General features: G+C 32.0%; 27 protein-coding genes. 14 read left to right on the top strand and 13 right to left on the bottom strand.

Going from position 1 to position 25,910, the window contains the following annotated elements:
- Positions 1-143 precede the first annotated feature (143 nt).
- The 4 genes from ACFWU4_RS11815 to ACFWU4_RS11830 all read left to right on the top strand — a co-directional run bounded on the left by ACFWU4_RS11815 (position 144) and on the right by ACFWU4_RS11830 (position 2,878).
- Complete coding sequence (locus tag ACFWU4_RS11815) at positions 144-659, top strand: hypothetical protein (RefSeq protein ID WP_411128107.1); 516 nt, start codon at positions 144-146, stop codon at positions 657-659.
- Positions 660-816: 157 nt separating this feature from the next.
- Entirely contained in the window at positions 817-1,494 is a 678-nt protein-coding gene (locus ACFWU4_RS11820; protein WP_411128109.1) for a hypothetical protein, read from the top strand.
- Between the two features lie 95 nt (positions 1,495-1,589).
- Entirely contained in the window at positions 1,590-2,057 is a 468-nt protein-coding gene (locus ACFWU4_RS11825) for a hypothetical protein (protein WP_411128111.1), read from the top strand.
- 101 nt (positions 2,058-2,158) lie between these two features.
- The gene (locus ACFWU4_RS11830) at positions 2,159-2,878 is read left to right on the top strand and encodes a TlpA family protein disulfide reductase (protein WP_411128113.1); all 720 of its coding nucleotides are present in this window, start codon (positions 2,159-2,161) and stop codon (positions 2,876-2,878) included.
- Positions 2,879-3,132: 254 nt separating this feature from the next.
- Here the strand turns inward: ACFWU4_RS11830 and ACFWU4_RS11835 are convergent, their stop codons facing one another.
- From ACFWU4_RS11835 to ACFWU4_RS11850, 4 genes are all read right to left on the bottom strand, one after another.
- A complete protein-coding gene (locus ACFWU4_RS11835) occupies positions 3,133-5,355 on the bottom strand; it encodes a TonB-dependent receptor domain-containing protein (RefSeq protein WP_411128115.1) in 2,223 nt (740 codons plus the stop codon).
- A gap of 2 nt (positions 5,356-5,357) precedes the next feature.
- Positions 5,358-6,635, bottom strand: a complete 1,278-nt coding sequence (locus tag ACFWU4_RS11840) for a tetratricopeptide repeat protein (RefSeq protein ID WP_411128117.1) — start codon at positions 6,633-6,635, stop codon at positions 5,358-5,360.
- A gap of 89 nt (positions 6,636-6,724) precedes the next feature.
- Positions 6,725-7,297, bottom strand: coding sequence for a DUF4331 family protein (locus tag ACFWU4_RS11845; protein WP_411128119.1), 573 nt, complete (start codon positions 7,295-7,297; stop codon positions 6,725-6,727).
- 25 nt (positions 7,298-7,322) lie between these two features.
- Complete coding sequence (locus tag ACFWU4_RS11850; RefSeq protein ID WP_411128121.1) at positions 7,323-7,979, bottom strand: DUF4331 family protein; 657 nt, start codon at positions 7,977-7,979, stop codon at positions 7,323-7,325.
- Between the two features lie 143 nt (positions 7,980-8,122).
- On the opposite strand from ACFWU4_RS11850, the gene ACFWU4_RS11855 reads away from it, so the two are divergent.
- Positions 8,123-9,298, top strand: coding sequence for an LETM1-related biofilm-associated protein (locus tag ACFWU4_RS11855; protein ID WP_411128123.1), 1,176 nt, complete (start codon positions 8,123-8,125; stop codon positions 9,296-9,298).
- Positions 9,299-9,352: 54 nt separating this feature from the next.
- Positions 9,353-9,817 carry a J domain-containing protein gene (locus tag ACFWU4_RS11860; RefSeq protein WP_411128125.1) on the top strand — a complete coding sequence of 155 codons (465 nt, stop codon included), beginning with the start codon at positions 9,353-9,355 and terminating at the stop codon, positions 9,815-9,817.
- On the opposite strand, the gene ACFWU4_RS11865 is transcribed toward ACFWU4_RS11860, so the two are convergent.
- Genes ACFWU4_RS11865 through ACFWU4_RS11895 form a run of 7 tightly spaced genes read right to left on the bottom strand, consistent with a single transcriptional unit; the run spans position 9,818 to position 14,039 of the window.
- Positions 9,818-10,573 carry a LytR/AlgR family response regulator transcription factor gene (locus ACFWU4_RS11865; RefSeq protein ID WP_411128127.1) on the bottom strand — a complete coding sequence of 252 codons (756 nt, stop codon included), beginning with the start codon at positions 10,571-10,573 and terminating at the stop codon, positions 9,818-9,820.
- Positions 10,574-10,604: 31 nt separating this feature from the next.
- Positions 10,605-10,928 (bottom strand): 2TM domain-containing protein, encoded by a 324-nt coding sequence (locus ACFWU4_RS11870; RefSeq protein WP_411128129.1) that lies wholly within the window; start codon positions 10,926-10,928, stop codon positions 10,605-10,607.
- A gap of 10 nt (positions 10,929-10,938) precedes the next feature.
- Positions 10,939-11,283: a 2TM domain-containing protein gene (locus ACFWU4_RS11875; RefSeq protein ID WP_411128131.1), complete on the bottom strand. Its 345-nt coding sequence runs from the start codon at positions 11,281-11,283 to the stop codon at positions 10,939-10,941.
- A gap of 4 nt (positions 11,284-11,287) precedes the next feature.
- The gene (locus ACFWU4_RS11880; protein WP_411128133.1) at positions 11,288-11,602 is read right to left on the bottom strand and encodes a 2TM domain-containing protein; all 315 of its coding nucleotides are present in this window, start codon (positions 11,600-11,602) and stop codon (positions 11,288-11,290) included.
- Positions 11,603-11,613: 11 nt separating this feature from the next.
- Entirely contained in the window at positions 11,614-12,969 is a 1,356-nt protein-coding gene (locus tag ACFWU4_RS11885) for a histidine kinase (protein ID WP_411128135.1), read from the bottom strand.
- Between the two features lie 10 nt (positions 12,970-12,979).
- Positions 12,980-13,603 carry a tetratricopeptide repeat protein gene (locus ACFWU4_RS11890; protein WP_411128137.1) on the bottom strand — a complete coding sequence of 208 codons (624 nt, stop codon included), beginning with the start codon at positions 13,601-13,603 and terminating at the stop codon, positions 12,980-12,982.
- A gap of 13 nt (positions 13,604-13,616) precedes the next feature.
- Positions 13,617-14,039 (bottom strand): DUF2141 domain-containing protein, encoded by a 423-nt coding sequence (locus ACFWU4_RS11895; RefSeq protein ID WP_411128139.1) that lies wholly within the window; start codon positions 14,037-14,039, stop codon positions 13,617-13,619.
- Between the two features lie 182 nt (positions 14,040-14,221).
- On the opposite strand from ACFWU4_RS11895, the gene ACFWU4_RS11900 reads away from it, so the two are divergent.
- The 4 genes from ACFWU4_RS11900 to ACFWU4_RS11915 all read left to right on the top strand — a co-directional run bounded on the left by ACFWU4_RS11900 (position 14,222) and on the right by ACFWU4_RS11915 (position 19,549).
- Positions 14,222-16,066: a serine hydrolase gene (locus ACFWU4_RS11900; protein WP_411128141.1), complete on the top strand. Its 1,845-nt coding sequence runs from the start codon at positions 14,222-14,224 to the stop codon at positions 16,064-16,066.
- 93 nt (positions 16,067-16,159) lie between these two features.
- Entirely contained in the window at positions 16,160-16,618 is a 459-nt protein-coding gene (locus ACFWU4_RS11905; protein ID WP_411128143.1) for a hypothetical protein, read from the top strand.
- 161 nt (positions 16,619-16,779) lie between these two features.
- Positions 16,780-18,216, top strand: coding sequence for a serine hydrolase domain-containing protein (locus ACFWU4_RS11910; RefSeq protein ID WP_411128145.1), 1,437 nt, complete (start codon positions 16,780-16,782; stop codon positions 18,214-18,216).
- Positions 18,217-18,373: 157 nt separating this feature from the next.
- Positions 18,374-19,549 (top strand): P1 family peptidase, encoded by a 1,176-nt coding sequence (locus ACFWU4_RS11915; RefSeq protein WP_411128147.1) that lies wholly within the window; start codon positions 18,374-18,376, stop codon positions 19,547-19,549.
- A 249-nt stretch (positions 19,550-19,798) separates the two neighbouring features.
- On the opposite strand, the gene ACFWU4_RS11920 is transcribed toward ACFWU4_RS11915, so the two are convergent.
- Positions 19,799-20,218 carry a nucleoside-diphosphate kinase gene (locus tag ACFWU4_RS11920; protein WP_411128149.1) on the bottom strand — a complete coding sequence of 140 codons (420 nt, stop codon included), beginning with the start codon at positions 20,216-20,218 and terminating at the stop codon, positions 19,799-19,801.
- A gap of 192 nt (positions 20,219-20,410) precedes the next feature.
- On the opposite strand from ACFWU4_RS11920, the gene ACFWU4_RS11925 reads away from it, so the two are divergent.
- From ACFWU4_RS11925 to ACFWU4_RS11935, 3 genes are read left to right on the top strand one after another with little or no spacing between them, the layout of a single operon-like run.
- Positions 20,411-21,430, top strand: a complete 1,020-nt coding sequence (locus tag ACFWU4_RS11925) for a DHH family phosphoesterase (protein ID WP_411128151.1) — start codon at positions 20,411-20,413, stop codon at positions 21,428-21,430.
- The gene (gene gldI / locus ACFWU4_RS11930; RefSeq protein ID WP_411128153.1) at positions 21,427-22,008 is read left to right on the top strand and encodes a gliding motility-associated peptidyl-prolyl isomerase GldI; all 582 of its coding nucleotides are present in this window, start codon (positions 21,427-21,429) and stop codon (positions 22,006-22,008) included. The genes ACFWU4_RS11925 and gldI overlap by 4 nt, the downstream gene beginning before the upstream one ends.
- The gene (locus ACFWU4_RS11935) at positions 22,001-23,161 is read left to right on the top strand and encodes a peptidylprolyl isomerase (RefSeq protein ID WP_411128155.1); all 1,161 of its coding nucleotides are present in this window, start codon (positions 22,001-22,003) and stop codon (positions 23,159-23,161) included. Before gldI ends, ACFWU4_RS11935 begins: the two co-directional genes overlap by 8 nt.
- 104 nt (positions 23,162-23,265) lie before the next feature.
- Here the strand turns inward: ACFWU4_RS11935 and ACFWU4_RS11940 are convergent, their stop codons facing one another.
- Positions 23,266-24,729 (bottom strand): aminoacyl-histidine dipeptidase, encoded by a 1,464-nt coding sequence (locus ACFWU4_RS11940; RefSeq protein WP_411128157.1) that lies wholly within the window; start codon positions 24,727-24,729, stop codon positions 23,266-23,268.
- Between the two features lie 127 nt (positions 24,730-24,856).
- On the opposite strand from ACFWU4_RS11940, the gene ACFWU4_RS11945 reads away from it, so the two are divergent.
- Positions 24,857-25,858 (top strand): DUF3810 domain-containing protein, encoded by a 1,002-nt coding sequence (locus ACFWU4_RS11945; protein WP_411128159.1) that lies wholly within the window; start codon positions 24,857-24,859, stop codon positions 25,856-25,858.
- The last annotated feature ends 52 nt before the right edge of the window (positions 25,859-25,910 follow it).

The following is a 25,910-nucleotide window of genomic DNA, read 5'->3' on the forward strand; positions in this document are numbered from 1 at the left end:
ATGGTTTAAAGAGTATCAAGGCAATTCTCTCAAATTTCCTTTACGCAGTTCATTTTTGCTATCTTAGTGCATAACGCAACGGAATAATAAACAAACACGTTGTGCAACATCTTTAAAAAAATCTTAATTAAATGTTTAACCCATTGATACGAATAATCTTAGTCTGTATAAGTCTTATTGCTACTTTTTTCTATTTTATGAAGGAGGAGTATTTAAATATGTCAATGATGTTAGTTGCAGCCGTGCTATTTATTTATGGGCATTATAGATATGGGACTGTTTATATCGCTTTACAAGAATTAAATAAAGGAAATTATGAAAAAGCAGAAAAATTAATTTCTAAAATTAAAAATTCAGATACACTAAACAAAAGGCAAAAAAGCTATTATCATTTTATACGAGGCGCAATTACATCTAATAATAAAGATTGGGAGAAAAGCTATTCTCAGTGGAGTAAAGCATTAGAGATTGGATTAAGAACAGAAAACGATACGTCGATAGCATTACTAAATTTAGCTCATATAGAACTTGAACGAAAGAATTTTAAAGAAGCAAATGAGCTTATTAAAAAGATTAGAGAGCTTAATCTAAAACCTTTAATAGAATCTGAAGTTGATAGAATTCAGAATGAAATAAACGTTGCGCAACAACACGCATAATTTATTGCTTTATGGTGTTCATTGAATATCTAGGAAATTCTCTCAAATTTCATTTACACAGTCCATTTTTGCTATCTTAGTAGTTAATGTAACGAAATCATACACAAGACCGTTAATCGTAAGTAGAACAAAACTCAAAAAATTTAGATAGAATATTATGAAATTGAAAAGTTACATCATTATACTAATTCTATTGGTTAACTGCTTTTATACATTTTCTCAGAACGCAATTCCTACAATAGATAAAATTGTATTTAATAACGGAACCATTAAAGAGGGTACATTAAAACTTAATAATTCTCAAGGAATAGAATTTAATGGTAAAGTAAAATTATGTAATGGAAAAAAGAATAAAGATTGTGTTTCTTATCAAATTTCTGATATTGACAATATAACGCAAGCACCTCCTCAATTAATTGTTACTCAACTTAAAGAGATTAAGGCATCTAAACAATACCAAAATATTCTTGAAAAAAGTGATAATCCGGATGAATATAAAATAGAAACATATATCAGGCACTTTAAAGTCATATATAATACTAACGAAGAACAAGGCAGATTAGCAAAATTAAATTACTCAGGAAAAAATGTTGATTTCTATTATTATGCTAAACCTGGAAAAAATGGTGGAAAAACATATATAACCAAACCAAACTCTAATTCTATACTATTTAGCTATAATAGTACTTCATCTTCTGATAAGTTTAGTCTAAAACAACTCTCAGAATATTTTAAAGATTGCGAAAGTTTTACAAAAAAAAGCACTGAAAAAAATGCTCATAAAAAATATAAACTAAAATTTTTCTATCAGCTTTCAGATAAATGCCCGATTTAGCACTAAATTAGAATTAACAATGACCAAAACTGTATATAATTATTTACCAAATGCTATTTAAAGGCCATCGAGGTATATTTTTTAAGACAATCATTATGAAAAAGATAATTATAATAATATTAGCCGCAGGACTTTTATCGTCGTGCAGCAATGACGATAGTGGTATAGAACTAAATGAACAAAACTTTTTAATTTTTGGACATTTCTATGGAGAATGTGGAGGTGAAGGTTGTATTGAGACATTTAAATTAACTAACGAAAAATTATTTGAAGACACTATAGACGACTATCTAGGGCAAAATTTAGAATTTGTAGAACTAAATACTGAGACGTTTAATCTAGTTAGAGATTTAGAAGATTTCTTTCCAAACCAACTTCTTAGCGTTACTGAAAGTAGTATTGGATGTCCAGATTGTGTAGATGCAGGAGGAATTTTTATTCAATATTCAGAGAATGGAAATATAAAAAGCTGGAGAATTGATCAAATAAAAAATAACGTCCCAAACTATTTACACGATTTCATAGATAAAGTGAACGAAAAAATCGCAATAATAAATGAATAAACTACTTACGGCGACAGCTGTAATAAATCGTTTGGGTATGGCGATGCAAAAGGAAATTATACATAAACACATTAACTAGAAGAAACGAAAACTAACCTTTGATGAAATATCTTTTTTTAATCCTAATTTTAACTTTAATATTAAGCTGCGGCAACGAAAGACCTCAACCAAATTTTTACAAAAATCTTTTTACAGGAGAAATACTAAATAAAACAGAATTCGAAAAATATCAAGCATCTTTCACATTAGACTACATAGACTCAGTTGCAAAACCAAAAATAGTTTGGAAATTTTATAAACTAGATAAATCTTCAGATTCTATAATTCAGAATTTTAAATATGATATGAGGCTAGAAGACAAATATATTGTTAGAGCTGAAGATTATAAAAAAATTGGAATGAAAATTCTGAAACAAAATTTCAAGTCAATTAATGGAAAAGAAGTAATTATTGGAGGTAAACAAAATAAACCAACTTTTATAAATCTATGGTTTATTCAATGTCCTGGCTGTATTGCAGAAATGCCAGCGCTTAATAGACTAAAAGAAAAATATGCTGATAAAGTAAATTTTGTGTCTTTAACTTATGAAAAAAAAGAGGATGTTCAGAAATTCTTAAAAAAACGCAGATTTGAGTTTACTCATATTACAAATGTTGAAACTTTTATAAAGGAAATTGCTTCATACCCATATCCTGAAAATATTTTTATTGATAAGAATGGCAAAATTACAAATATAGAAGGACCACTTCCAAGTCATTTAGATGTGGACGTAGATGTAGCAATTGAATATTATGAAAGATTAATTAATAAATTACTCTAACAATATTTTACAGCAACTATTAAAAATAGTAAAAACACTTACGATAGTTATAAATTATAATTAAACCACCTACACAAGCCTTTAAAAAAACACCCACACTTTCGTATGGGTGTTTAACTAACAAAAAAACTCAAAAAATATCATAAGTATGTAATTATGATACCGATTAACTGTAATCAGCAGCTAATCTTCTTTGCCAGCAATCAATCAACTTAACACCGTTTGCTTCCCCACAAACCGTGTGTTGATATGTTTTAAAACCTGTAGCTTACTGTTCCTTTTATAAAAAATGGTACTCCTGGTGTAAAATGTATTTCTTCTACTGATTGTGCTTCGTTTTGTAAGCGCGATTCTGTCGCAAACTGTGTTTCGTTCCAATCCACATCAAACAGATTTTCTACGCTTAGACCTAATGTTAAATCATTCAGTTGGTAATTGATATTAAAATCGGTGACAAAATACCCTTCAGCTACAATGCTATTATCTTCATTTGCCGCTCTATCATCTAAATATCTAAATTGTAATCCGCCAGAAAATCCGTTATAATTGATAACAGATAAACCACCTGTTAAAGTAAAGTCTGGTGCTAAAGGAATAAAGTTCTGTCCTTCGGTATCATCTATACTTCTCGCATTAGTTAACGTCGCGTCTGTATCTAAAAATAACCAGTCATTTATTTGATAACGTAAGCCCAAATCTAATCCGTAACGTCTTGTTTTTCCACTAGGCTCTACAATACCAGCATCACCAACATATACAAACTCTTGTTCTAAAAACAAATACCATAAGGCCGAATTAACCACTAATTTTGGAAACGGCTTCCATACCGAACCTAAATCTGCTCCGTAACTACGTGGTAATATATCTTTACCGTCATTAGCAACCACTACTCTAGCATCGTTAGAATGAAAACCTAAACCAGATTTTAAAAACAGTTGTAAATTATCTTCAGCGTTGTAAAAGAAATTTAATTTAGGACTTAAAATTGTTTTCGTTTCAGATTGAGTTTCAAATGTCGTTTGCAAGGCGTCGTTGTATAAATATTTGAAATAATCTATACGTAAGGCTGGTGCTATTTTTAGTTTCCCAAATTCAAATTCAGCATTAACATAAGCATCAATATTCGTTTGGTCTATATCTCCTAACTGAACGGTTTCTAAAGTCGTTCTTCTATTTAAAGTTCGTGATAATTCTACATCGTCCACAATATCATGTCTTACACCCAAACCAGTTGTTAAAGTTAACTCGGTATCACCCAAATAGGTATTATAAGTAATTGCTGTGTTTGCACCAAAAATGTTTCGGTCTTCTTTCTGCTTTATTTGATCACCATTAATAGGATCTTCTAAAAAGAAAGTGAAATTAGAATATAGTTCAAATGCATAATGAGAGTAAAAAGCATTGGCACTAAACTTAGTATTATCATTAATATACTTGTCGAATGTAACATTGAAATTTGTCCGCTCTGTAGTGCCACCTTCGGTATCATCAATAGCACCAAAACGTGTAATGTTTCCGTTATCGACTTCGCGCTGTGGCACTTGTCCAGAGGCATCCCAACGGCTTGTAAAATGTGAAGCTGTTAAGGTTAACCTATCATTCTCTGGAGTAAACATTACATATTTACCAAACAGATTTAAACGATTAAAATTTTGTGGTGACTCAAACGGTCCGTCAGTGGCTATATATTCCATAGCAACATAAGCATTCTGCTTTTTTGTGTTTTCTAAAAGATTAAATAAACCAACAGTTCTAAGGGTATTAAACTGACCTACAGAAAACGAAATACTGCTTTCTTTTAAATAATCTTTAGTTTTAAAATTTACATAACCCGCTGTGTTAAAATCTCCTTCTGCAGCATAATAACCTCCTTTACCAAAATCTATTTTATTTATGGTTTCTGGTATTACAAAGTGCAAATCACTATAACCTTGGCCATGTGCGTGAGACACCATATTTACTGGCATACCATCCACAGATAAAGCAATATCGGTACCATGATCTATATCAAATCCACGAAGAAATATTTGTTCTGCTTTACCTCCACCTGCATGCTGTCCTATAAAAAGGCCAGGTACTTTACGAAGGACTTCTTGAGAAGAATTTACGGGAGTTACCTTTAAATCTAATCTCGAAATTGTCCTCGCTGTGTTTAGTTCTTCTTCTATCACTAATTCATCTAATTGAAATGCTTTTTCTTGAAGCATAATTTTTAAATAAGCGTCAGAATCTAATACTAAAGTTTTAGCTTTATAGCCTAATAAACCAACTCTTAAAGAATCTCCTTTTTTAGTATTTAGTATTATAAAAACGCCTGTTTCTGAGGTATGCGCATGAGTTTCTGTTGTTAAATTATATACGTATGCACCTTCTAAGGGCTGAACACCTTTATTTGTAACTAAACCCTTTAGATTTTGAGCTTGACTAAGTATAGATAAACAACCAAAAAGTAGCAGTACTAAAATGTGTTTGCTCATTATTACAGTTGTTTAATTTTTATTTCCATCATAGGACCTAACTCATAAAGACTCGCAATTAATTCGTCTTTTAAAGGTTGTACTTTTTCTATTTTACCGACAGCTTTATATATTTCTGCTATATGATATAAGACCTCTGGCTCTGAGGTTTTACCGTCTACATATGCTTCAATAATTGTATTTGCTTTATCTATGTCACCTAATTTAAAGTAACTCCAAGCTAGTAAGTCGTATGACTGTGGTGTTGGTCTGTTTTCTACTTCGCGATTCGCAATTTCTAAGGCTAATTCTGGTGAAGAGAAATCTTCAGTATATAGCATAACATTATACTTATTGTACATGTCTCCATAAAGTGTGTTTTTTACAGCTTCTTTATAGCGCGCTAAAGATGCTGATTTTAAGAAATTATCGTTTTTATATTCTGCTATTTCTGCTTTTAGTAAGTCATAATCTGGTGCACTATAATAGGTAGATACGTTGTCTAAAATAGCAAGTGCTTCTTCAGGATTATTTTCGTGAGAATATAAAATCCATGCAATACCTTTCTTTGCATACGCGTCATTTGGATCTATTTCTAACGCTTTTAAGAAATGGTTATACGATTTTTCAATATCACCAGCATGACCATAAAAATCAGCCAGATTAGTGTACGACCATTTTTTAATTCCTTTAAGGTTAGAAGATTCTGCAACAACAGTAGCCTTCTCCATATTTTCTATGGCACCTTCTAAATTCCCCTTATGGTCTTCCCACTTTGCAAGTCGGATAAGATAATCGAAATCTGATGTGTTTTTTATTTGGTTTAAATACGCCTCAGCATAGATATAATTGCCTAGTTCTAAGTGTACATCAAAAAGCATTTTTTTAGTTCCGTTTAACTTTTCGCCATTGGTTTCTGCTTCTTCTAACAATACTAATGCTTCTTTAAAGCGGTGTTGAGAAATATAATTTACAGCTAAGCTTTTTAGAAATGAAGGGAATTTTCTACCAGTGATTTTTATTGCTTCAATTAAATCCTTTTCGGCTTTAATTAAATAGGTAATATCTCCTGTAGTATTAAATAATTGTGAATATGAACCTGCACGCTGTGCTAAGTGTGTAAACTGATTGGGAGTTGCTTCTATTTTCCTAGTTAATAACTGAACGCTAGAATTTAAGTCTGTGTCATTTATAACGGTATTTAAATAGGCTGTATAATCTTTATGATTAGTTACTTTTTTAGAATTACAACTAAAAATTAGCACTAAAATAATAAGGGGAAATAGTTTCTTACGTATCATGATTTTTGAGTTTTTTAAGTGTGTTAGGAAAATAATTCTGAAGCAAAACCAGAGGCTTTACCTCAGAATTTAAAAGTTTTATAAATGACTTACCAAGGTGTGGCTAGGTAAGGAAATGATGTTAAAAATGCTTTATCATTCGCGTCTACATTATCATTAGATAATCCGGGAAATTCAGGATTTGTAAGTCCAGCTTCACCACCAAATATTAAGATTAATTCTACAGTAATTACATCATCTGCTAACGCTCTCCCTGTTAATACGTTTGTGCCGTCAAAAAATGTAGTCGTACCATCTAAAGAAACGTTTAAAACGTCTGTTGCCAATAAACCTGTGAACTGTGCAGATGTTAAACCTAAGGCATTAGCATCTGTTGGATCATTATAAGCAGGACTTAAACCTTCTAAATTTGTTTGAAACATAGATTGAAAAGACGCATTCTGCGCTGAAGGTATTGTAGTGTTAAATGCATCCTTCATGCCACTAGATACGAAAACAGTATTTACTGCTGGTCTACCCATTTGGTCTTGTTGTGTATAGGTGCCTGTAAAATCTGGACCCATCATTTGATCACCTCCGTTATCGTCGTCATCGCTACAATTAAAAGCTGTTACAGACACTAATATTGCGATTGCAAAAAGTTTTATATTATTAAATTTCATGTGTTCTATTTTTTTAAGTTTAAGATTATTGTTTTCTCTTAGATTCTACCCAAGTATTAATTGTACCCGATCCGCCAATCATTGACTTTGGCACCTCAACTACTAAGGACATAACATTACTGCCAGCAAAAGTATCTGTGCCTGGATTCGCAAATTCAGTTTCAACACCACCGATTATAGCTCCGTAGCGATTAAAGTCCATAAAGAAAGGATCATCTCTAGGGCCTGCAAATGCCATAATACCTCCAGAAGTTTCCACAATAGCATTTTGACCGTAAGGAGTAATATCTACAACAACTTGATTAGCTGCGTTAGAAGCAATTGAACTGTTTAGTCCTGTTTGGCTTGGTGCAACTGGTCCGAAAACATACATTTTACCATCTCTTGCGACAGCTTGTATAACTAGGTCTTCTACATTATCACCTGTAGTATCAATATTAAATTCTATTAATACATTTTCATCAAATGCTGCATTCTGTGTTGCACTACCTGAGCCTAACAACCCTTGTACATTAGCTACAAATGCAATATTTGATGTGTTTTCACCTTGAAAGGCGTAAAAATCTGTGATATCACTTGTACCACCAGCAACCGCAGGAGCATCAATGTGATCTGCTGCAATAGCAACAAAAGTTGCAATACCTAATATTGCCGTTGCGATTAAAAATTTTGTTTTTTTCATAATTTTTGAGATTTGTTAATTTGTTTGTTCTCTGTTCTACCTACGAGAAAATGATAATGTCGGTTTTGTTAAACTTCTGTTAATGAAAAAAACTAGCTTTATAATAGATTAAAATTTACCTTTACCATATAATTAAAATTGCTATGAATCCATCAGCTACAGGCTGGATAAAAAAACTTCTTAATCAAGTTTCTGAAACTTTATATTCAGAGATGGAGATTACTGAGTTTTATAATCAATTAAAACAAACAGGATTTATCTATGGCAGCAATATTAAAGTGGCACTCGATATTGTAAAAACTGTTGATTTTACTGAAGAAGAACGCTGTAAAATCAATTTACTACTTACGTATTATTTTATATATAAAAAATCTGGATCACAAGAAAACGTTATAGATAATCTCATAAGATATTACAAGGCAATAAGTCATCAAAAGCGGTCCTTTTTTGAAGAATTATTTGGTGATAAATCATCGGATAGTTTGTTAGAAAAAATGATTCATAAACGCATCAATATAGACGACAATATTATCTCAAAGAGTTTTAATTATTTTTTAATTAATGCACTTTTATTTGTCGATGTTTTAGGATACCAACGTTTCTTAGAGGATGAAACAGCAATAAAAACTTATGTTAGTAAATTAGAATCTGCATTAGAAACTATCGTATTTTCTGTTATAGACGCAAAAGCAGAAAAGACTGAGTACGATAGAAATCTTATTAAATTATTTGAAAGTTCTATACGCAACAAAATTTCAGAATTACCAAATTATGAAGATGCCGTTACCGCTATCAATTCTAAATTAGAAAAATTATATGTTATAGATTTAGTCTGTATGGCATCTTGGACAGACATGGTTATAGATGAAGAAGAACGTGCTTTTTTAAATCGACTAAAAACTGATCTATCACTTTGTGATGCTGATATTACAAAATCTGTAGATGACATTAATATTTTCTATGAAGCCCATAAAGAAGATGTTGCTTTTTTAAGTTCTAAAAATTTAGCACAAAGTTTTTATGATAATAGTAGCAAAATCGTATCTAAATTAATTAAGCGAAATAGCAAGCGTCTTATTAAAGAACTCGGAGAAAGTAAAGATGTAATGTGGCTCTTAGCACAATCTACTCAACGAAATCTTACAGATGAAGAACAAAAGAAAATCCAAACACAACTTTTAGATATATTTAAATCAATACCAAGTTTAGCAATCTTTATGTTACCAGGAGGCATGCTGTTGTTACCCTTATTTGTAAAGTTTATACCTAAGTTATTACCATCTGCATTCGACGAAAACAGAATAGAGGAAGACAATTAAGTTGTAACATTTTTATTAAAATGACTACCAATATTTAATTGAATTCTATTACATATGATAACCAACTATTATACCCTTTTAAAGATTGAGCAAACTGCCGATCTTAATACGATTAAACAAGCCTTTAGAAGAGAAATAGCAATATATCATCCTGATACTAATAGTTCACCTGATGCTAAAGCCATATTTGATACACTCGTAGAGGCTTTTGAAGTTCTTTCTAAGACTGAGAAAAGAAATACTTATGATGAACTTTTAAAACTAGAAACCACAAATAAGCCAGTTCTTATTGAACAAAAAGAACAATTTAAAGAATGGACTGAGGAAGCGAAAATAAAATCTAAAACATATAGAACGTCTAGCTTATCAGAACTCTTACTTTTAGACATTTTTGCCGAAGCAGGTATACAAGGATTGTTCTTAGGTACGGAATCTTTAATTGATAACGCAGAACCATTGATTGAGAATATCACCGATATTTTTGGTGATGTTATTGGTGGAATATTTGATGGCTTTTAATTACTCTAGCCAATTCTTAAAATCTTTTACTCGCTCTCTAGCAACAATAATTTGCTGTTCTTTATAATGATTTAGTTTTATTTCTAATCTAGAATTGGTGTAACTCACAATATCCCTTATAGCTTTAATATTTATGTAAAACTTTCTACTTACTCTAAAAAATACATGCGGTTCTAATTCATCTTCGAGCTGATCTAAAGTTTGGTCAAGCAAATAATTGCGACCTTCATTAGTAAACACATAAGTCCCTTTATTTTCGCTATAGATACATTCTATATCTTCAATATTAATAAGCTTTAAATGCTGCCCAACTTTTACAGAAAAACGCTTTTTATAATCGCGTTCAATAGGATTTACTAGTAGTTTCTTAATATCGTTAAAATCTAAAGTAACAGACTGTTTCTGTGGAGTTCTATCTCTAAATTTATCTACAGCTATTTTTAAGTCGTCTTCATCTATTGGTTTTAATAAATAGTCTATACTATTAAGTTTAAAAGCTTGTAATGCGTACTCATCATAAGCTGTAGTAAAAATTACTGCAGAATTAATATCAATAGCCTCAAAAATTTCGAAAGAAAGTCCATCACTCAACTGAATATCTAAAAATATTAAATCTGGGTGTGTATTGGTTTTAAACCAATCTATCGACTCATCAACAGAATGCAACATGGTTTGTGCTTCAACATCTAAAGATTTTAACATACGTTGTAAACGTCTTGCAGATGGTTTCTCGTCTTCTATAATTATTACATTCATTGTATAAACTTAAGTATTCTAATTAATAAATCTACTCCCAAGTTGTTGTCTCAACCTCGTTCTCTTTTTCTAAAAATTCTTCTATTTTTCGGTCTTCCCAACGCTTCTTAAAAATTTGGCGTCCCTTAAAAACAATAAGCCCGTGTAAAGCAATAAAAACTGTCCATACCAATAAAACACTAAGATTTAAAGCTATAATATTATTTTTATATGGTCCTTCTACGATATAAAAGTTATAAAGTAATAAGGCAACAACTATAATATATAATACAAGGTGAAAATAGAAAATTTGAATTTGCCGAACCCTACGCCTTGCTTTTATAAGCAATTTTTGGTCATCTAAAGTCTTCTTCATAGGTTTAAGTTTACTCCCAATTTTTGCGCTCTTTATCCATATACTCTTCTATTTTGCGTTTCTCCCAATTAGAACCGAAAAAGAAATCTGGGCCAAAGGCACCTATAAAATGAAATGCCAAACCAATTCCCCAAAAGAAAGCTGTTGCATACGGTCCAAACCCGGAGAATCCTTGATTAGAATTCATTCCTATAAGAATAATTAAAAAAATGTTTACTACAAGATAAACCGCTAAATGCCAATAAAAACCTATAATAGTATCTACTTTCTTTTTAGCTCTTAAATAGGCTTCTTCTTTTCTAAAATCGGAGACTGAATCTCCTTCGTTATAAGGTTCTATACTATATTTTTCCATACTACTAATCTCTATTATTTTTTGATAATTCTTTTTTCATAAGCGCTTCTATTTTTCGCTCTTCCCAATTTCTTCCTATTGTAACTGATAGAAAATGAATAAATAAAACCACTCCCCAAACGGTCCACGAGCTTAAAACATTTATACTCAATAACTCATTTGTAAATGCTTCCCAACTGTCTAAATTGTCCGAAACTTTAAAACCTGTAATAACTAAATTTACGATTATGAATACTACCAAATGGTTATAAAATTTCTTTATTTTTTCTACTCTATCCTTAGCCTTAATATAATTTAAATCTGATCTTTCTACTTTCATAATACTATTTTTTAATTCCATTGGTTTTTTTGATCCTCTTTCTGCATGTATTCTTCTATTTTTCGTTTTTCCCAATTACCACCTAAAGGGCCATTATCTACATAAACTCTGTAAGCTTGAAAAACTAAACTTAGTCCCCATCCAAATATTGGGAACCAAAACCATTCTATGGTATGTCGCGAAAATTTATACCAAATAAATATTAAAAAAGGGATTACAAAACAGTAAGAAATAAGACTGTAATAAAACGCCTTTAATTCTTCTACGCGTTCGCGCGCTCTAACGTAATCATCGTTAATACTGGCTTCTGATTTTTGTGATATTCTCATGATTGATACTTGTTTTGTGAGCATCGGAATTGCTACAGCAAAATCCTTTTCTCGTTGATTGATGTGTACTTTTCTGTTTGATAGCAATTGATAACGTTGCTTTATATTCTCTAAACCTACTCCACTACTCTTTTTTACAATTTGTTTTGGCTGCAGATTATTCATTACTACAAGGTGATCGCCATCTTCGTAAATTTTAATATGCAGTGGTTTGCTAGAGGTAACCATATTATGTTTTACCGCATTTTCTAAAAGTAACTGTAAAGACAATGGCACTACTTTACTTTCAGGATTTGAAGCCTTATCTGGAATTTCAAAAATGATACTATCTTCAAATCGCATTTTTAATAAAGACATATAAGTCCTTGCAAAATTTAATTCCTCATCTACAGTTACTAATTCTTTACTCTTTTGTTCTAACACATAACGATATACTTTAGAAAGCGAGGTGGTAAATTTTTGGGCATTCTTTGGGTTTTCTTCTATTAAGCTTGTTAATACATTTAAGCTATTAAACAAAAAATGTGGGTCTAACTGATTTTTTAAAGCATCAAACTTTGCGCTTGCTGTACCAGCAATAACTTTCTGCTCTGTGATTTTGTTTTTCTGATAACGACTATAAAAATATGCTACATAAAAGACAGAAAGAATAGTAAGTGTAATCCATAGACCAAAGGAATACCCTCTCCAACTTTCTTGACTAATAAAATTATCGAAAGATGCCCCATAAATGATTACACTTATAAATACTCTTAAAATAAATATGGCTATAATAGTGATTACGGTAGCTCCTAAAATTCCGTAAGAAATTCGTTTTGCTATTTCATAATTTTTAAATTGTAGCTTTTTAATATATTCAAAAAAGAGCGTATTAACGTAGCTTAAAACAAAGGTGTAGAGTTGTGTAAATCCAAAATCAATTAAAAAGCTATTTGTGCTCTCGTACTGAAAATTATCACCAGATGCAAGCTCTGCTAGTACATAAATAATACTACCAATTGCAAAGGTTACGATAATACTTTTAACTGATTTTATCATAATATTTTATTTATTGTTTACAAGATTCTGCAACTTGTTGAGCGCGTTCCTTTCCCCAACTTGGATGCATGTTACTCTCTGCCTTAAAGGTATCAAAAAGTTCTATTGATGCCACAATTTCTTTACAGTAAGGAGCCGTATCTTTTCCAAAATACTTAGCACTGTTCATACTCCAATCTGCCTTACAAAATACTGCTCTGGGATTTAAAGGATCTAACTCTAAGGCCTTAGTATATAATTCATCTACTTTACCAGAATATTTCATGCCATACGTCATACCATCAGAGGCAATCCAGTTGGTGTATATTTGGGCTTGCATTACTAAAAGCTCCGTATTATCCTCACTTAATAACATGGCAGCATTTAGGTGATCTTGTGCCTTATCTAATTGTGCTTTTAGTAAACTTTTATCTGTGGTACTCCAGCTTTTAAGGCTATTGATTTGAGCAATATAATAATGAGGCAACCACTCTTTAGATTCTACTTTAGATATACGTTCAAACATATTCTCGGCCTCGTCTGTTTTATTAGATTGCCAAAGCTCAAAAGCCTTTCCCATTCCTTTTTCAAAATTAGTTTGTGCCTTTGTAATTCCTGAAATTACCAAAAAAGCAATAAGTATTAAATGTTTCATTTTATAAATTTTTTTAAAGTGTTATAGTTACTGTTTTATCAGATTTTAATTCAAATTTAGCATCCTCCCATTTTGGTCGTCCCATAAATCCGGTTGCTCCGTTAGAACACCCATAATCTTCTTTAGGAATGCCTAAAAAGTTGCTATCTAACTTTCCGTTGTTGTTTTCATCATGAAAAATAGAAACGGCATAAACACCAGGTGGTAAATTATTAAAAGTAAATTCGCACGTATTATCAGTTATAGCACCTTTAGTTGATTTAAATGATTTAGACAAAAAATCTTGTTTAGCATCGTACAAGGCTATAAGTACCTTCCCTTCATTACTTTTTACTTCTTCAATATTTACTTTTATTGAGTAGTTGTTTTGCTCTTTAGCAGAAACAATGAAGGAATTTATTATTAGCAGAACCGCTATTTTAACTAGTGTGCTCATATTACTGTGATTTATTTTACACAAATATCTAGGAGATAACTAGATTTTTAAAACTAGAGTTACCGAACTGTAAATTTTTACTGATGAATTGTAATTTTATAAAAGTTCTGCTTAAAAACAGTAACTTAGTTGGGTATTTATATACTTATAGTGCATAATCACAAACTAAAAAATCAACCAAAATGAATTCACTGTTTAGTAAAACTATTAAAACCAATAAAAATAAGGTTAACCATGTTCTAGTCTTGGCCATTATCCTTTTGTCGGCATTAGGTTATTCACAAACTGACAAGCGCCTAAAAGGTATAGAGAAGGAATTTAACTCTGTGTTAGAAAGTACTAAAGCCGCAGGTTTTGCAGTCGCTATTGTAGAAGATAATAAAATCGTATATGCTAAAGGTTTTGGTTATGCAGATTATGAAAATAAAGTACCAGTCAATGCTAATACGTTATTCGCTATTGGATCTTCAACAAAAGCCTTTACATCGGCTTTGTTAGGACTGCATCGTGAAGATGAAAAACTTTCTTTTAACGATAGCCCAAGAAAACATATTGCTAATTTAGAATTCTTTAATGATGAGATGAATAATAATATCATAATTAAAGATTTAATGCGACATAGTACAGGATTGCCAAGACATGATGGTGCTTGGTATTTTTTTCCAAGTCATAGTAAAGACAGTCTTGTTGCACGTATAAAAAACCACGAACCCTTTACAGGAGTGCGCCAGCAATGGTATTATAATAATTTTGGATTTTTATTACAAGGTGTAATTACCGAAAAAATTACTGGTAAAACTTGGGAAGAAAATATTGAAGACGAGTTCTTTAAACCTCTAAGTATGGATCGTTCTAAAACTACAATAGAGGGTATGAAATCTAGCACTAATGCATCGTTTGGTTATGAATTAGATGCAGATAGAAATATTAAAAAAATGGACTACTACGACATAGCTGGTATGTCACCAGCCGGAAGCATTAATAGTAGTGTAAATGATATGAGTAAATGGTTAATGACCTGGATAAACGATGGAAAATATAAAGAAGAACAAATTATACCAGAAGACTATATAAAAGAAGCCATGAGCTCTCAAATGGTTGTAGCAGCGGGTTTTCCTAGTGAAGAATTACCCGAAGCTCAATTTGCAAATTACGGATATGGTTGGTTTTTACATTCTTACAAAGGGCATTATATGGTAGAACATGGTGGCAATATCGATGGATTTTCTGCAAGTGTAGCTTTATATCCTTCAGACAATTTGGGTATTGTTGTATTAGCCAATCAAAATGGTTCTGCGGTACCAAGGCTTATAAGAAATATTGCTGCAGACTATATGCTAAAAGTTACAAAAACAGAATGGGCAAAAAAGCATAAGGAAGATGTAGAAGAGGCTATAGAAATGCAGGAGAAGGCTAAGGAAGATACTGAAGTTTCAAATGTTAAAAACACCAAACCATCGCACGCGCTAATAGAATACACAGGTTTTTACGAAAACGAAGGTTATGGTAAGTTTGAAATAACGCTAGAAAATGACTCTTTAATTACAAACTTAAATAAAGATAGGATTTATCTTAATCACTTCCACTATGATACTTTTGAGCTTATAGACTACAACGATGGCAAAGTGGACTCAACAGAGATTGGCCAATCATTAAAAGTGTCTTTTACTACCAATGAAGCCGGAGATATAGACTATTTAAAAACATCCATAGAACCAACAACAGACCCAATACAATTTAAGCGCACGCCCAACACCATAGACGTGGATGCAGAAACCTTAGAAAAATATGTTGGTCTATATGATTTAGTAGGTACGGAAGTAAAAACATATATTAAAGATGAAAATGTACTTTATGTGTTTTTACCAGGACAGCCCGAGTATGAACTTATACCAACAGCAGAGCATAAATTTAACCTAAAAGTAGCTGATGGTTATAAGGTTGAATTTAAGGAAGAAGATGGCAAAATAGTAGAATTAAAGTTTGTACAACCAAATGGTATTTTTACAGCAAAGCGAAAAGAATAAAAAAACTATAAAGTGTTGATATCCCGAAAAACGGAGAGGATATCAATTACTTTTGTTATGATATAACCAGTTGTAACCAATTTATGAAACCGAATGCGAAAGAAGAAAAATCTGATTATTATTATAATTCTATTAATCGGAATTTTAAGTTTCTATGGTTTTAAAAACTACGCTGAAAAAGTAAAAGACAAACATTGTCTTGCGACTCAAATTTCATCCAGACTATTTGACTTTAATACGTTTGAATTAAAAGTTGACTCAACTCTGAATTTATCTGATTTTAAAGTTGTGAACCAAAATAGCGGAAAGACAATCTTTGCGGACGGAAAAAGCCGAAAAGGAATTAGAAACGAATATGGTCATTGCATTTTTGAATTGTTTTGGAAAGGAAAACAGGTTTATGAATTTGGACACTTCAAAATGAATAATTGGAATACGAATAAATACGAATTAAATATTAGAATGGAAAATAACGAACTCAAACCGAGTTTGGAAATTTATGGACCTGACAGTAGAAAAGCGGATTTATATTTTAGAAAAATAACGGAATAAAAAACTGGTTACAACAACGTGTATAATTAATTGCTTTGGCAAGTGCCTATTTGGAAAATTCCTTCGGAATTTTATCGCGTTCGTTTTTGTTTACTAAATTAGTTGCTGAAACACGCAACTAACCATACACAAACACGTTGGCAGTAATTAAAACTATTATTATGAAAAAAATCTATTTTTTAATTTTCTTTTTAATTCTTATTAGCAATTGCTTTGCTCAAAAAGAAAACACAATACAAGCAGAAATTAATGCTATTGAAAATGGATTGATAAAAAATATTCAAATAAAAGGAGATGCAATCAAGACATTCAATATCCAAGAAAGGATGGATTTTTATAAAGTTCCAGGAGTTAGTATAGCCGTAGTTGAAAACGGGAAGATTAAATGGGCAAAAGGATACGGGTTTGCGAATAGTAAAACTGGAACAAAAGTAGATGAAAATACACTTTTTCAGGCTGGGTCAATAAGTAAACCTATAGCTGCTTTATCTGCTTTAAAATTATTTGAGAATGACAGTCTAGAATTAAATAAAGATGTGAATTATTATTTGAAAAATTGGCAGATTCCAGAAAATAAGTTTACTAAAATTGAAAAAGTAACAATTGAAAAACTATTAACACATACTGGAGGAATGACAGTTCATGGTTTTCCGGGTTATCAGCAAACTGATGAATTTCCAGAAATTATTGATGTTTTAAATGGGAATGGAAATACACCCGAAATAGTTGTCGATACTATACCTGGGAGCATATGGAGATATTCTGGTGGTGGCTATACAGTAATGGAAAAAGTAGTTGAAGATGTTAGCGGATTGGCCCTTGAAGAGTATATATCTAAAAACATTTTACTACCTATCGGAATGAAAAATAGTACATATCAACAACCTATATTAAAAGAGTGGCAAAATAATATTAGCGCCGCATATGATGGAAATGGTAATCTAATTGAAGGTTTATGGAATAATTATCCTGAACAAGCTGCAGCTGGACTATGGACAACAGCTTCAGATTTAGCATTGTATTGTATAGAAATACAAGATATTGTACAAGGTAAAAAAGATGGTGTCTTATCAAAGAATACTATTGATAAAATGCTTACTAAGCACAAAAATAATTGGGGACTTGGGCCTTCGTTAAATGGAGAGGACGATACTTTAATTTTTGGGCATGGCGGAAAAAATGCAGGCTTTACAAATGACATGAAAGCTTTTGTTAATAAGGGCAATGCTATAATAGTTATGACCAATGCTGATAATGGAGGTAAATTAATAGCTGAAATAAAAAATGCAGTATCTAATTATTATAAGTGGTCAATAAGTCAACCCAATATTATTGAAGTAATTGATTTACCAAATACAGAATTACAGGAATTTAAAGGAAAATATGAACTCAAAGAACAAGGTATCGTACTGGAAGTTCAATTGGAAGAAAATATTCTTTTATTAAGAAATACACCAGTTGGTAATTTACGCCTATTGGCAATGACCAAAACTAAGTTTATCGATGTAGAAAGTGGTACCATTATAGAATTCCTAGTTGATAAAAAGGTTAAAGGTTTTATAGCAAATAATACGTTCAAATTTGTAAAACTAAAATAATAACTACTTAAAACAATGACTGTAAGTAGTTGCTTGTCCTCGCCTACTTTGGAAATTCCTCAGGCATTTCCAACTTGGTGTATACTTGCAAAGTTGAGTACTAACCGAAGCTACTACTCATAGCCGAGACCGTTGTACCGCATTAAAACCAAACAATATGAAAAAATTATTTTTAGCTTTTTTAGTAATGCTAATGATCTCTCAATCTTACGGCCAAAAACCGAGAGCAAGAGATTTGGGAATACCCTTTGTTGGTATAACTGGAGAATTTAATGCAATTACTGATGTTAAAGGAGTGGAAGTTGGTTATAGTACTATAATTTCTGGAAAAGGTAAGAATATTATTGGCAAAGGACCTGTAAGAACAGGGGTTACTGCAATATTTCCGAGAGGAAAGGCCAAAAAATTTAGTCCAGTTTACGCGAATTGGTACAGTCTAAATGGTAATGGGGAAATGACCGGTACAACTTGGGTTACCGAATCAGGATTTTTAGAAACACCAATTATGATAACCAATACCAATAGTGTTGGAGTCGTTAGAGACGCAGTATTAAAGTGGTATGTGGATACGGATTGGTATAATGGAGAAGATTGGTGGTATACCTATCCTGTAGTAGCGGAAACATATGATGGCTTTCTTAATGATATTTACGGATTTCACGTAGAAGAAAAACATGTTTTAGAGGCTATAGAAAATTCTTCGAGTGGAAAAATAGATGAAGGAAATGTTGGAGGGGGAACTGGAATGATGTGTTTAGGTTATAAAGGAGGAACAGGAACGTCATCGAGAATTTTTAAAATTAAGGATTCAACCTATACTGTTGGAGCAATCGTACAGTCCAATTTCGGAGCAAAGAGAAATTTATCAATAGCAGGAGTTCCAGTTGGAGTAGAATTAAAAGACACTTTAAACTACGAATTTAATGGGCCACCAAAATCTAGGAGACAAGAAGGAGATGGCTCAATTATAGTAGTTATAGCAACTGATGTTCCTCTTTTACCACACCAGTTAAAAAGAATCGCTCAAAGAATTCCTTTAGGCGTTGGTATTGTAGGTGGACGAGGAAGCAATGGTTCTGGAGATATTTTTTTAGCCTTCTCAACTGCAAATGAAAGCGCTTTTAATCGGGATGAAACAACCATTGTACAATCCATGTCAAATGACCAACTATTGCCTGTTTTTGAAGCAACAGTGCAGACTGTCGAGGAAGCAATTATTAACGCAATGGTAGCCGCTAAAACTATGGAAGGTATTAATGGAAATAAGGCTTATGCTATACCTCATGATTTACTTATTGAAACACTCAAAAAATATAATCGAATCAAAAAATAATGTGGTATAACAATTTTTATAATTAATTACTAGTTATAACCTACTTATAAAAGTCCTCGCAGACTTTCTATCTGTAATTTGTTTCCTAAATTAGTAACTTAACCACGCCGCTATTATTATACCAACAGCAAAAGGCACTAATCTTTATTTAATTTTAAATAAATAAAACAATATAAATTCTATCTTAATCTTAGAAATAAAAAAAGGCCATCGTAATAGATGGCCTTTTATATAGTATAACTTGTGAGATTAAAATTGCTCTCTGCCTGCAAAGTGAAAAGCACCTTCTATAGCTGCATTGTCATCACTATCACTGCCGTGTACTGCGTTTTCGCTAATAGAATCTGCAAACATTTTACGAATTGTACCTTCTGCCGCATCAGCAGGATTTGTAGCACCAATTAATGTTCTAAAATCTTCAACTGCATTATCTTTCTCTAAGATTGCCGCTACGATAGGTCCACGTGTCATATACTCTACTAATTCCCCATAAAATGGACGCTCACTATGTATTGCATAAAACGCTTTAGCATCTTGAGTTGTCATATGAGTTAACTTCATTGCTACGATTCTAAATCCTGAAGCTGTAATTTTTTCTAATATTGAGCCAATGTGTCCTTTTTCAACAGCATCTGGCTTTAACATTGTAAATGTTCTGTTAGTTGCCATGTATTTTTTTTTAATGAGGTGCAAAAGTAATCTATTTCTTTAATTTATCAAGCGTTTTTTATCATTCGTGTATTCGCTATGCTACTCTAAATAGATCAGAATAGATTCTTGTATGTAGAAGAATAATAAAGGTTCTTAATTTCATACTAAAAGCCTGTTTCAAAATTCTTAAAAATTGTATCTTCGTCGACTATGATTAAAGCACAGATTTCTGAGATAAAAACACTTCTAGGTTCTACAAAGAACATCGTTATTGTACCTCATAAAAATCCTGATGGAGATGCTATGGGCTCAACATTAGGTTTATACCATTATTTAAAATTGCAACAACACAATGCTACTGTTATTGCACCAAATGATTATCCCGATTTTTTGCAGTGGTTACCTGGAAATGAAACAGTAATGATCTATGAAAATGATAAGGACTATAGCCAAACCTTAATCGACAAAGCTGACCTCATTTTTACTTTAGATTTTAATGCCTTTCACCGCACAGGCGATATGGCAAATAGCTTGGAAGAATCTGATGCCACTAAAATTATGATAGATCATCATCAACAACCAGATGACTATGCAAAATATACCTACTCAGATGTTGAGATGTCATCGACTTGTGAAATGGTCTACAACTTCATAGAAATGCTAAGTGATAGCGATAAAATTGATGCACGTATTGCAACATGTTTATACACTGGTATAATGACAGACACAGGTTCTTTTAGATATAGATCAACCACAAGCAGAACTCATAAAGTGATTGGTAATTTAATAGATAAAGGAGCTGACAATACCCAAATACATAACAATGTATTAGACACCAATAGTTATAGTCGTTTTCAGTTATTAGGTAGAGCATTACAAAACTTAAAAGTGATTCCAGAATTGAGGACAGCCTATATTACATTATCCCAAGAGGAATTGGATAAATACCAATTTAAAAAAGGAGATACCGAAGGTTTTGTTAATTATGGCTTATCATTAAAAGGAATTATTTTTGCTGTTATTTTTATTGAAAACAGACAAGACAATCTTATAAAGATATCATTTAGAAGTAAAGGCAACTTTTCTGTGAATCAGTTTTCTCGTTCGCATTTTAATGGCGGTGGACACGACAATGCTGCTGGTGGAAGGAGTGAAAGCACTCTAGAATCTACAGTTGATAAATTTATTAGTATATTACCACAATATAAGAACGAATTGTCCCAAACATGAAATCGAATATCCACATAAACAGTAAGAAAATCAGAAATTTAGTGCGTACAAACCTATATTATGTAGTTATAGCATTACTAGGTTTTTCGAGTTGTAAATCTCCAGAAGCTAGAATGCCAGAAACTGTGCAATCTGGATCGTTTTTAAAAGAATCTGCAGAAAGGAATAGAAAACTGAATGAGACTGAGCGTGAACTTATTCAAAAGATAATCGATAACAATTCAGATAAAAACTACATAGCCTCAGAGAGTGGCTTTTGGTATTTCTATAATGATAAAATAGAAAACGACACAATACAACCTGCTTTCGGAGATCTTGTTGATTTTAGTTACAACGTTTCTGATATCAACGGTGAAGAAATTTATGCCAACACATCTAGAACCTATATTATAGATAAACAAGAATTATTTACTGGTCTTAGAGAAGGTTTAAAATTAATGAAACCAGAAGAGCGTATTACATTCATCTTTCCATCGCAAAAAGCATTTGGCTACTATGGTGACGATAATAAAATAGGAACAAATGTTCCTTTAATTTGTGAAGTAACATTAAATACAATAACCCAAGAAAATGATTAAAAAAGCACTTACAGCATTAGTTGTATTACTCGTATTGGTAAATATTTCTTGCCAAGAACGTTATCCTGATTTAGAAGATGGTATTTATGCAGAATTTGTAACCAATAAAGGTACAATGATCGCAAAATTATATTACAAACAAGCTCCTGTAACAGTAGCTAATTTTGTTGCCTTAGCGGAAGGTGAGCACCCTATGGTTAGCGAAGAATATAAAGGAAAACGCTTTTATGATAGTCTTACGTTTCATAGAGTTGTAAATGATTTTATGATTCAAGGTGGTGATCCAACAGCAACAGGATCTGGAAATCCTGGATATAGATTCCCAGATGAATTTATTCCAGAATTAATACACGATAAGCCTGGAGTGTTATCTATGGCTAATGGTGGGCCAGATACTAATGGAAGCCAGTTTTTTATAATGGAAGCACCTTGGCCAAGTTTAAACAATAGACATGCTGTTTTTGGGCAAATTGTTGAAGGTATGGATGTTCATGATTCTATCTCTAACGTAAAAGTTATAAATCCGCAAGTACGTAATCATAAGCCAATTGAAGACGTTGTAATTACCAAACTCAATATCATAAGAAAAGGATCAGCAGCAAAAGCATTTAAAGCTCCTAAAGTATTTGAAGAAGAAATGCCAAAAATAAAGGAAAGACAGGCACAGCAAAAAGCTGAAGCAAAAAAGAAAGCTGTAGAGTTAGCAGAATTAGCCAAAGCAGACTTCTTAAAGAAAAACGAAGAACTAGATGGTAGACGAATAGAATCTCCTACAGGCATGGTTATGATATTTACAAAAGACGCAGATGGCGTTAAACCAACACCTGCGCAACGTGTAAATATTGATTGTGCTGGTTATTTTGAAAATGGTGAGTTATTCTGGACAACATGGAAAGAAGTAGCAGAAAAAAATGGTAAATATGAAGAGCAACAAGACCAAGCAGGTTACTATGCGCCATTTACAATGCCATATAATCAAACAGCGACTTTAGTACCAGGTTTTAGAGAAGCGATGTTAAACATGAAAGTTGGAGATGTTGCCAGAGTATTTATACCATCTTACTTAGGTTATGGTGAATCTGGCAGAAAACCAGTTATACCACCAAATACTAACCTAGTATTTGAAGTACAATTAACAAGTATTGCAGAATAATTGAATTTATAAATATAAAAAAGCAGCTCAATGAGCTGCTTTTTTTATGACTACTTATATTAATTCTAAGCGGTCACTCTAAATTAATTACAAAGTAATAATTCTTATGCTTTAGGAATATGCTTTAATATTTCTAAAACAAACTTCCAATATTTTTGAGCGGAAGATATCTGTGCACGCTCATCTGGCGAATGTGCCCCTTTAATATTAGGTCCAAAACTAATCATATCCATATCTGGATAATTTTTACCTAAAATTCCACATTCTAATCCTGCATGGCATGCTGCTACATGAGGCTTTTCGCCATCGTTCAACCGTTCGTAAATTGGTACCATAACTTTAAGAATATCTGAATCCATATTTGGTGCCCAACCAGGATAATCGCCAGAAAATTCAACTTCACAACCTGTTAATTCAAAAGTAGCTCTTAGCGTATTTGCTAAATCTAACTTAGAACTTTCAACGGAACTACGAGTTAAACAGCCTATTTTAATATGTCCATCTTTAACAATAACTCTTGCTATATTATTAGAGGTTTCTACCAAATCTTTAATATCCGCACTCATACGATAAACACCGTTACAAGCTGCATATAAAGCTCTTGTAAAGCCCTCTTGCACACCTAAATCCATAATTTTATCTGGCATTTCAGTCCTAGAAATCTCTATTCCAAGATCTGGCTCCATTGTTTTAAATTCTTTCTTTATAACATCAACTAGTTGATTGATTTCAGATTCAAAAGTAGATTCGTTTACACTATCAATAGCAACGATAGCATTACTTTCTCTTGGTATTGCATTACGTAAACTACCACCATCTATTTCAGAAATACGTAATCCATAATTTTCAAAACCATCAAATAATAGACGGTTCATAATCTTGTTGGCATTACCCAAACCTTCATGAATTTGCATACCAGAATGACCACCCTGTAAACCTTTTACCGTAATCTTATAGCCTATCTTAAATTCTGGTGTTTCTTCTTCTTTATAAGTTCTTGTAGCTGTAACATCTACTCCACCTGCACAACCTACTCCAATCTCATCATCTTCTTCTGTATCTAAATTTAAAAGTATTTCTCCTTTTAAAATACCTCCTTTTAAACCCATTGCACCTGTCATACCAGTTTCTTCATCTATAGTAAACAAAGCCTCTAATGCAGGATGCTCTATCGTTTCACTTTCTAAAACTGCCATTATAGTTGCAACTCCTAAACCATTGTCAGCACCTAATGTTGTTCCTTTTGCTTTCACCCAGTCATCAACTACATGCATTTCAATACCTTGAGTGTCAAAATCGAAAACTGTATCGTTGTTTTTTTGATGTACCATATCTAAATGCGATTGCATAACAATAGGTTTTCTATCTTCCATGCCTTTTGCAGCAGGCTTTCTTATAATGACATTACCAACTTCATCCTCAAAAGTCTCTAAACCTAAGTTTGCACCGAAGTCTTTCATAAATCTAATGATACGCTCTTCTTTCTTTGAAGGACGTGGAACCGCGTTTAAATCTGCAAATTTATTCCAAAGTGCATTTGGCTCTAAAGCTCTAATTTCAGTACTCATATTTATTATAATTTATGCATACAAAGGTAACCAAACTAAAACTATTTTCTATTTTTGAAATATGCGATTGAACAAAAAACTTGGCCTTGTCATTTTTCTCATAATTCAGATTTTATTTATTTCTATTTTGAAACATTATCCTGAATTTGTAGAGCACTATTACAGCAACGGTTTGTACGTTTATATTTCTAAATTGATGCGTTATGTATTTGGGTGGCTTCCTCTTTCTGTTGGTGATATTTTATACACTTTAGCGATTATTTATCTCATAAGATGGTTAATACTAAATCGCAAGCGTATTATAAAAGATACTATTAATTGGCTATTAGATGTTGGTGCAACGCTCTCTATAGCCTATTTCGCTTTTCATATGCTTTGGGCCTATAATTACTATAGAGAACCCTTATATAAATCTTTAAATATTGAAGCTGAATATACAACCGAGCGATTAGTAGCTTTTACAGAACGCCTAATCAGTAAATCAAATACAATTCATTCAGAACTAACACCTGTTGATTCATTAAAAATTGATTTGCCCTATTCGCAATCTGAAGTTTTTGATATGGTAAGTAACGGTTATGATGTTCTTGAAAAAACATATCCACATCTTAAGTACCAGCCAGAAAGTATAAAAACGTCTTTATTTAGTACACCTCTAACTTATATGGGCTTTTTAGGTTATCTAAATCCGTTTACAAATGAAGCACAGGTTAATAACCTAATTCCAATATATAAATTCCCTACAACAGCCTGCCATGAAGCCGCTCATCAGTTAGGTTATGCTGCAGAAAACGAAGCTAATTTTATTGGTAGCTTAGCTGCAATACATAATAAGGATAAATACTTTAAATATTCTGGGTACACGTTTGCACTGCGTTATTGTCTTAATGAGATTTATAAACGAGATTCAGAATTATATTACGATATACTGTCAACAATTAATAAAGGAATTATAAAAAACTATCAAGAAGTTCAAGAGTTTTCATTAGCCTATAAAAATCCTTTAGAACCTATTTTTGAAAAGACATTTGATAGCTTTCTTAAAGCTAATAATCAATCAGCCGGAATGAAAAGTTACAGCTATATCGTTGCCCTTCTTGTTAACTACTATGACGACAGGATATTGTAAACGTTAAAATCGATAAATTAAATCTACGTTTTAGGTTTAATCATTATATTTA

Origin of the sequence: Winogradskyella sp. PE311, from assembly GCF_046545555.1 — a bacterium.
Taxonomy (GTDB): Bacteria; Bacteroidota; Bacteroidia; order Flavobacteriales; family Flavobacteriaceae; genus Winogradskyella.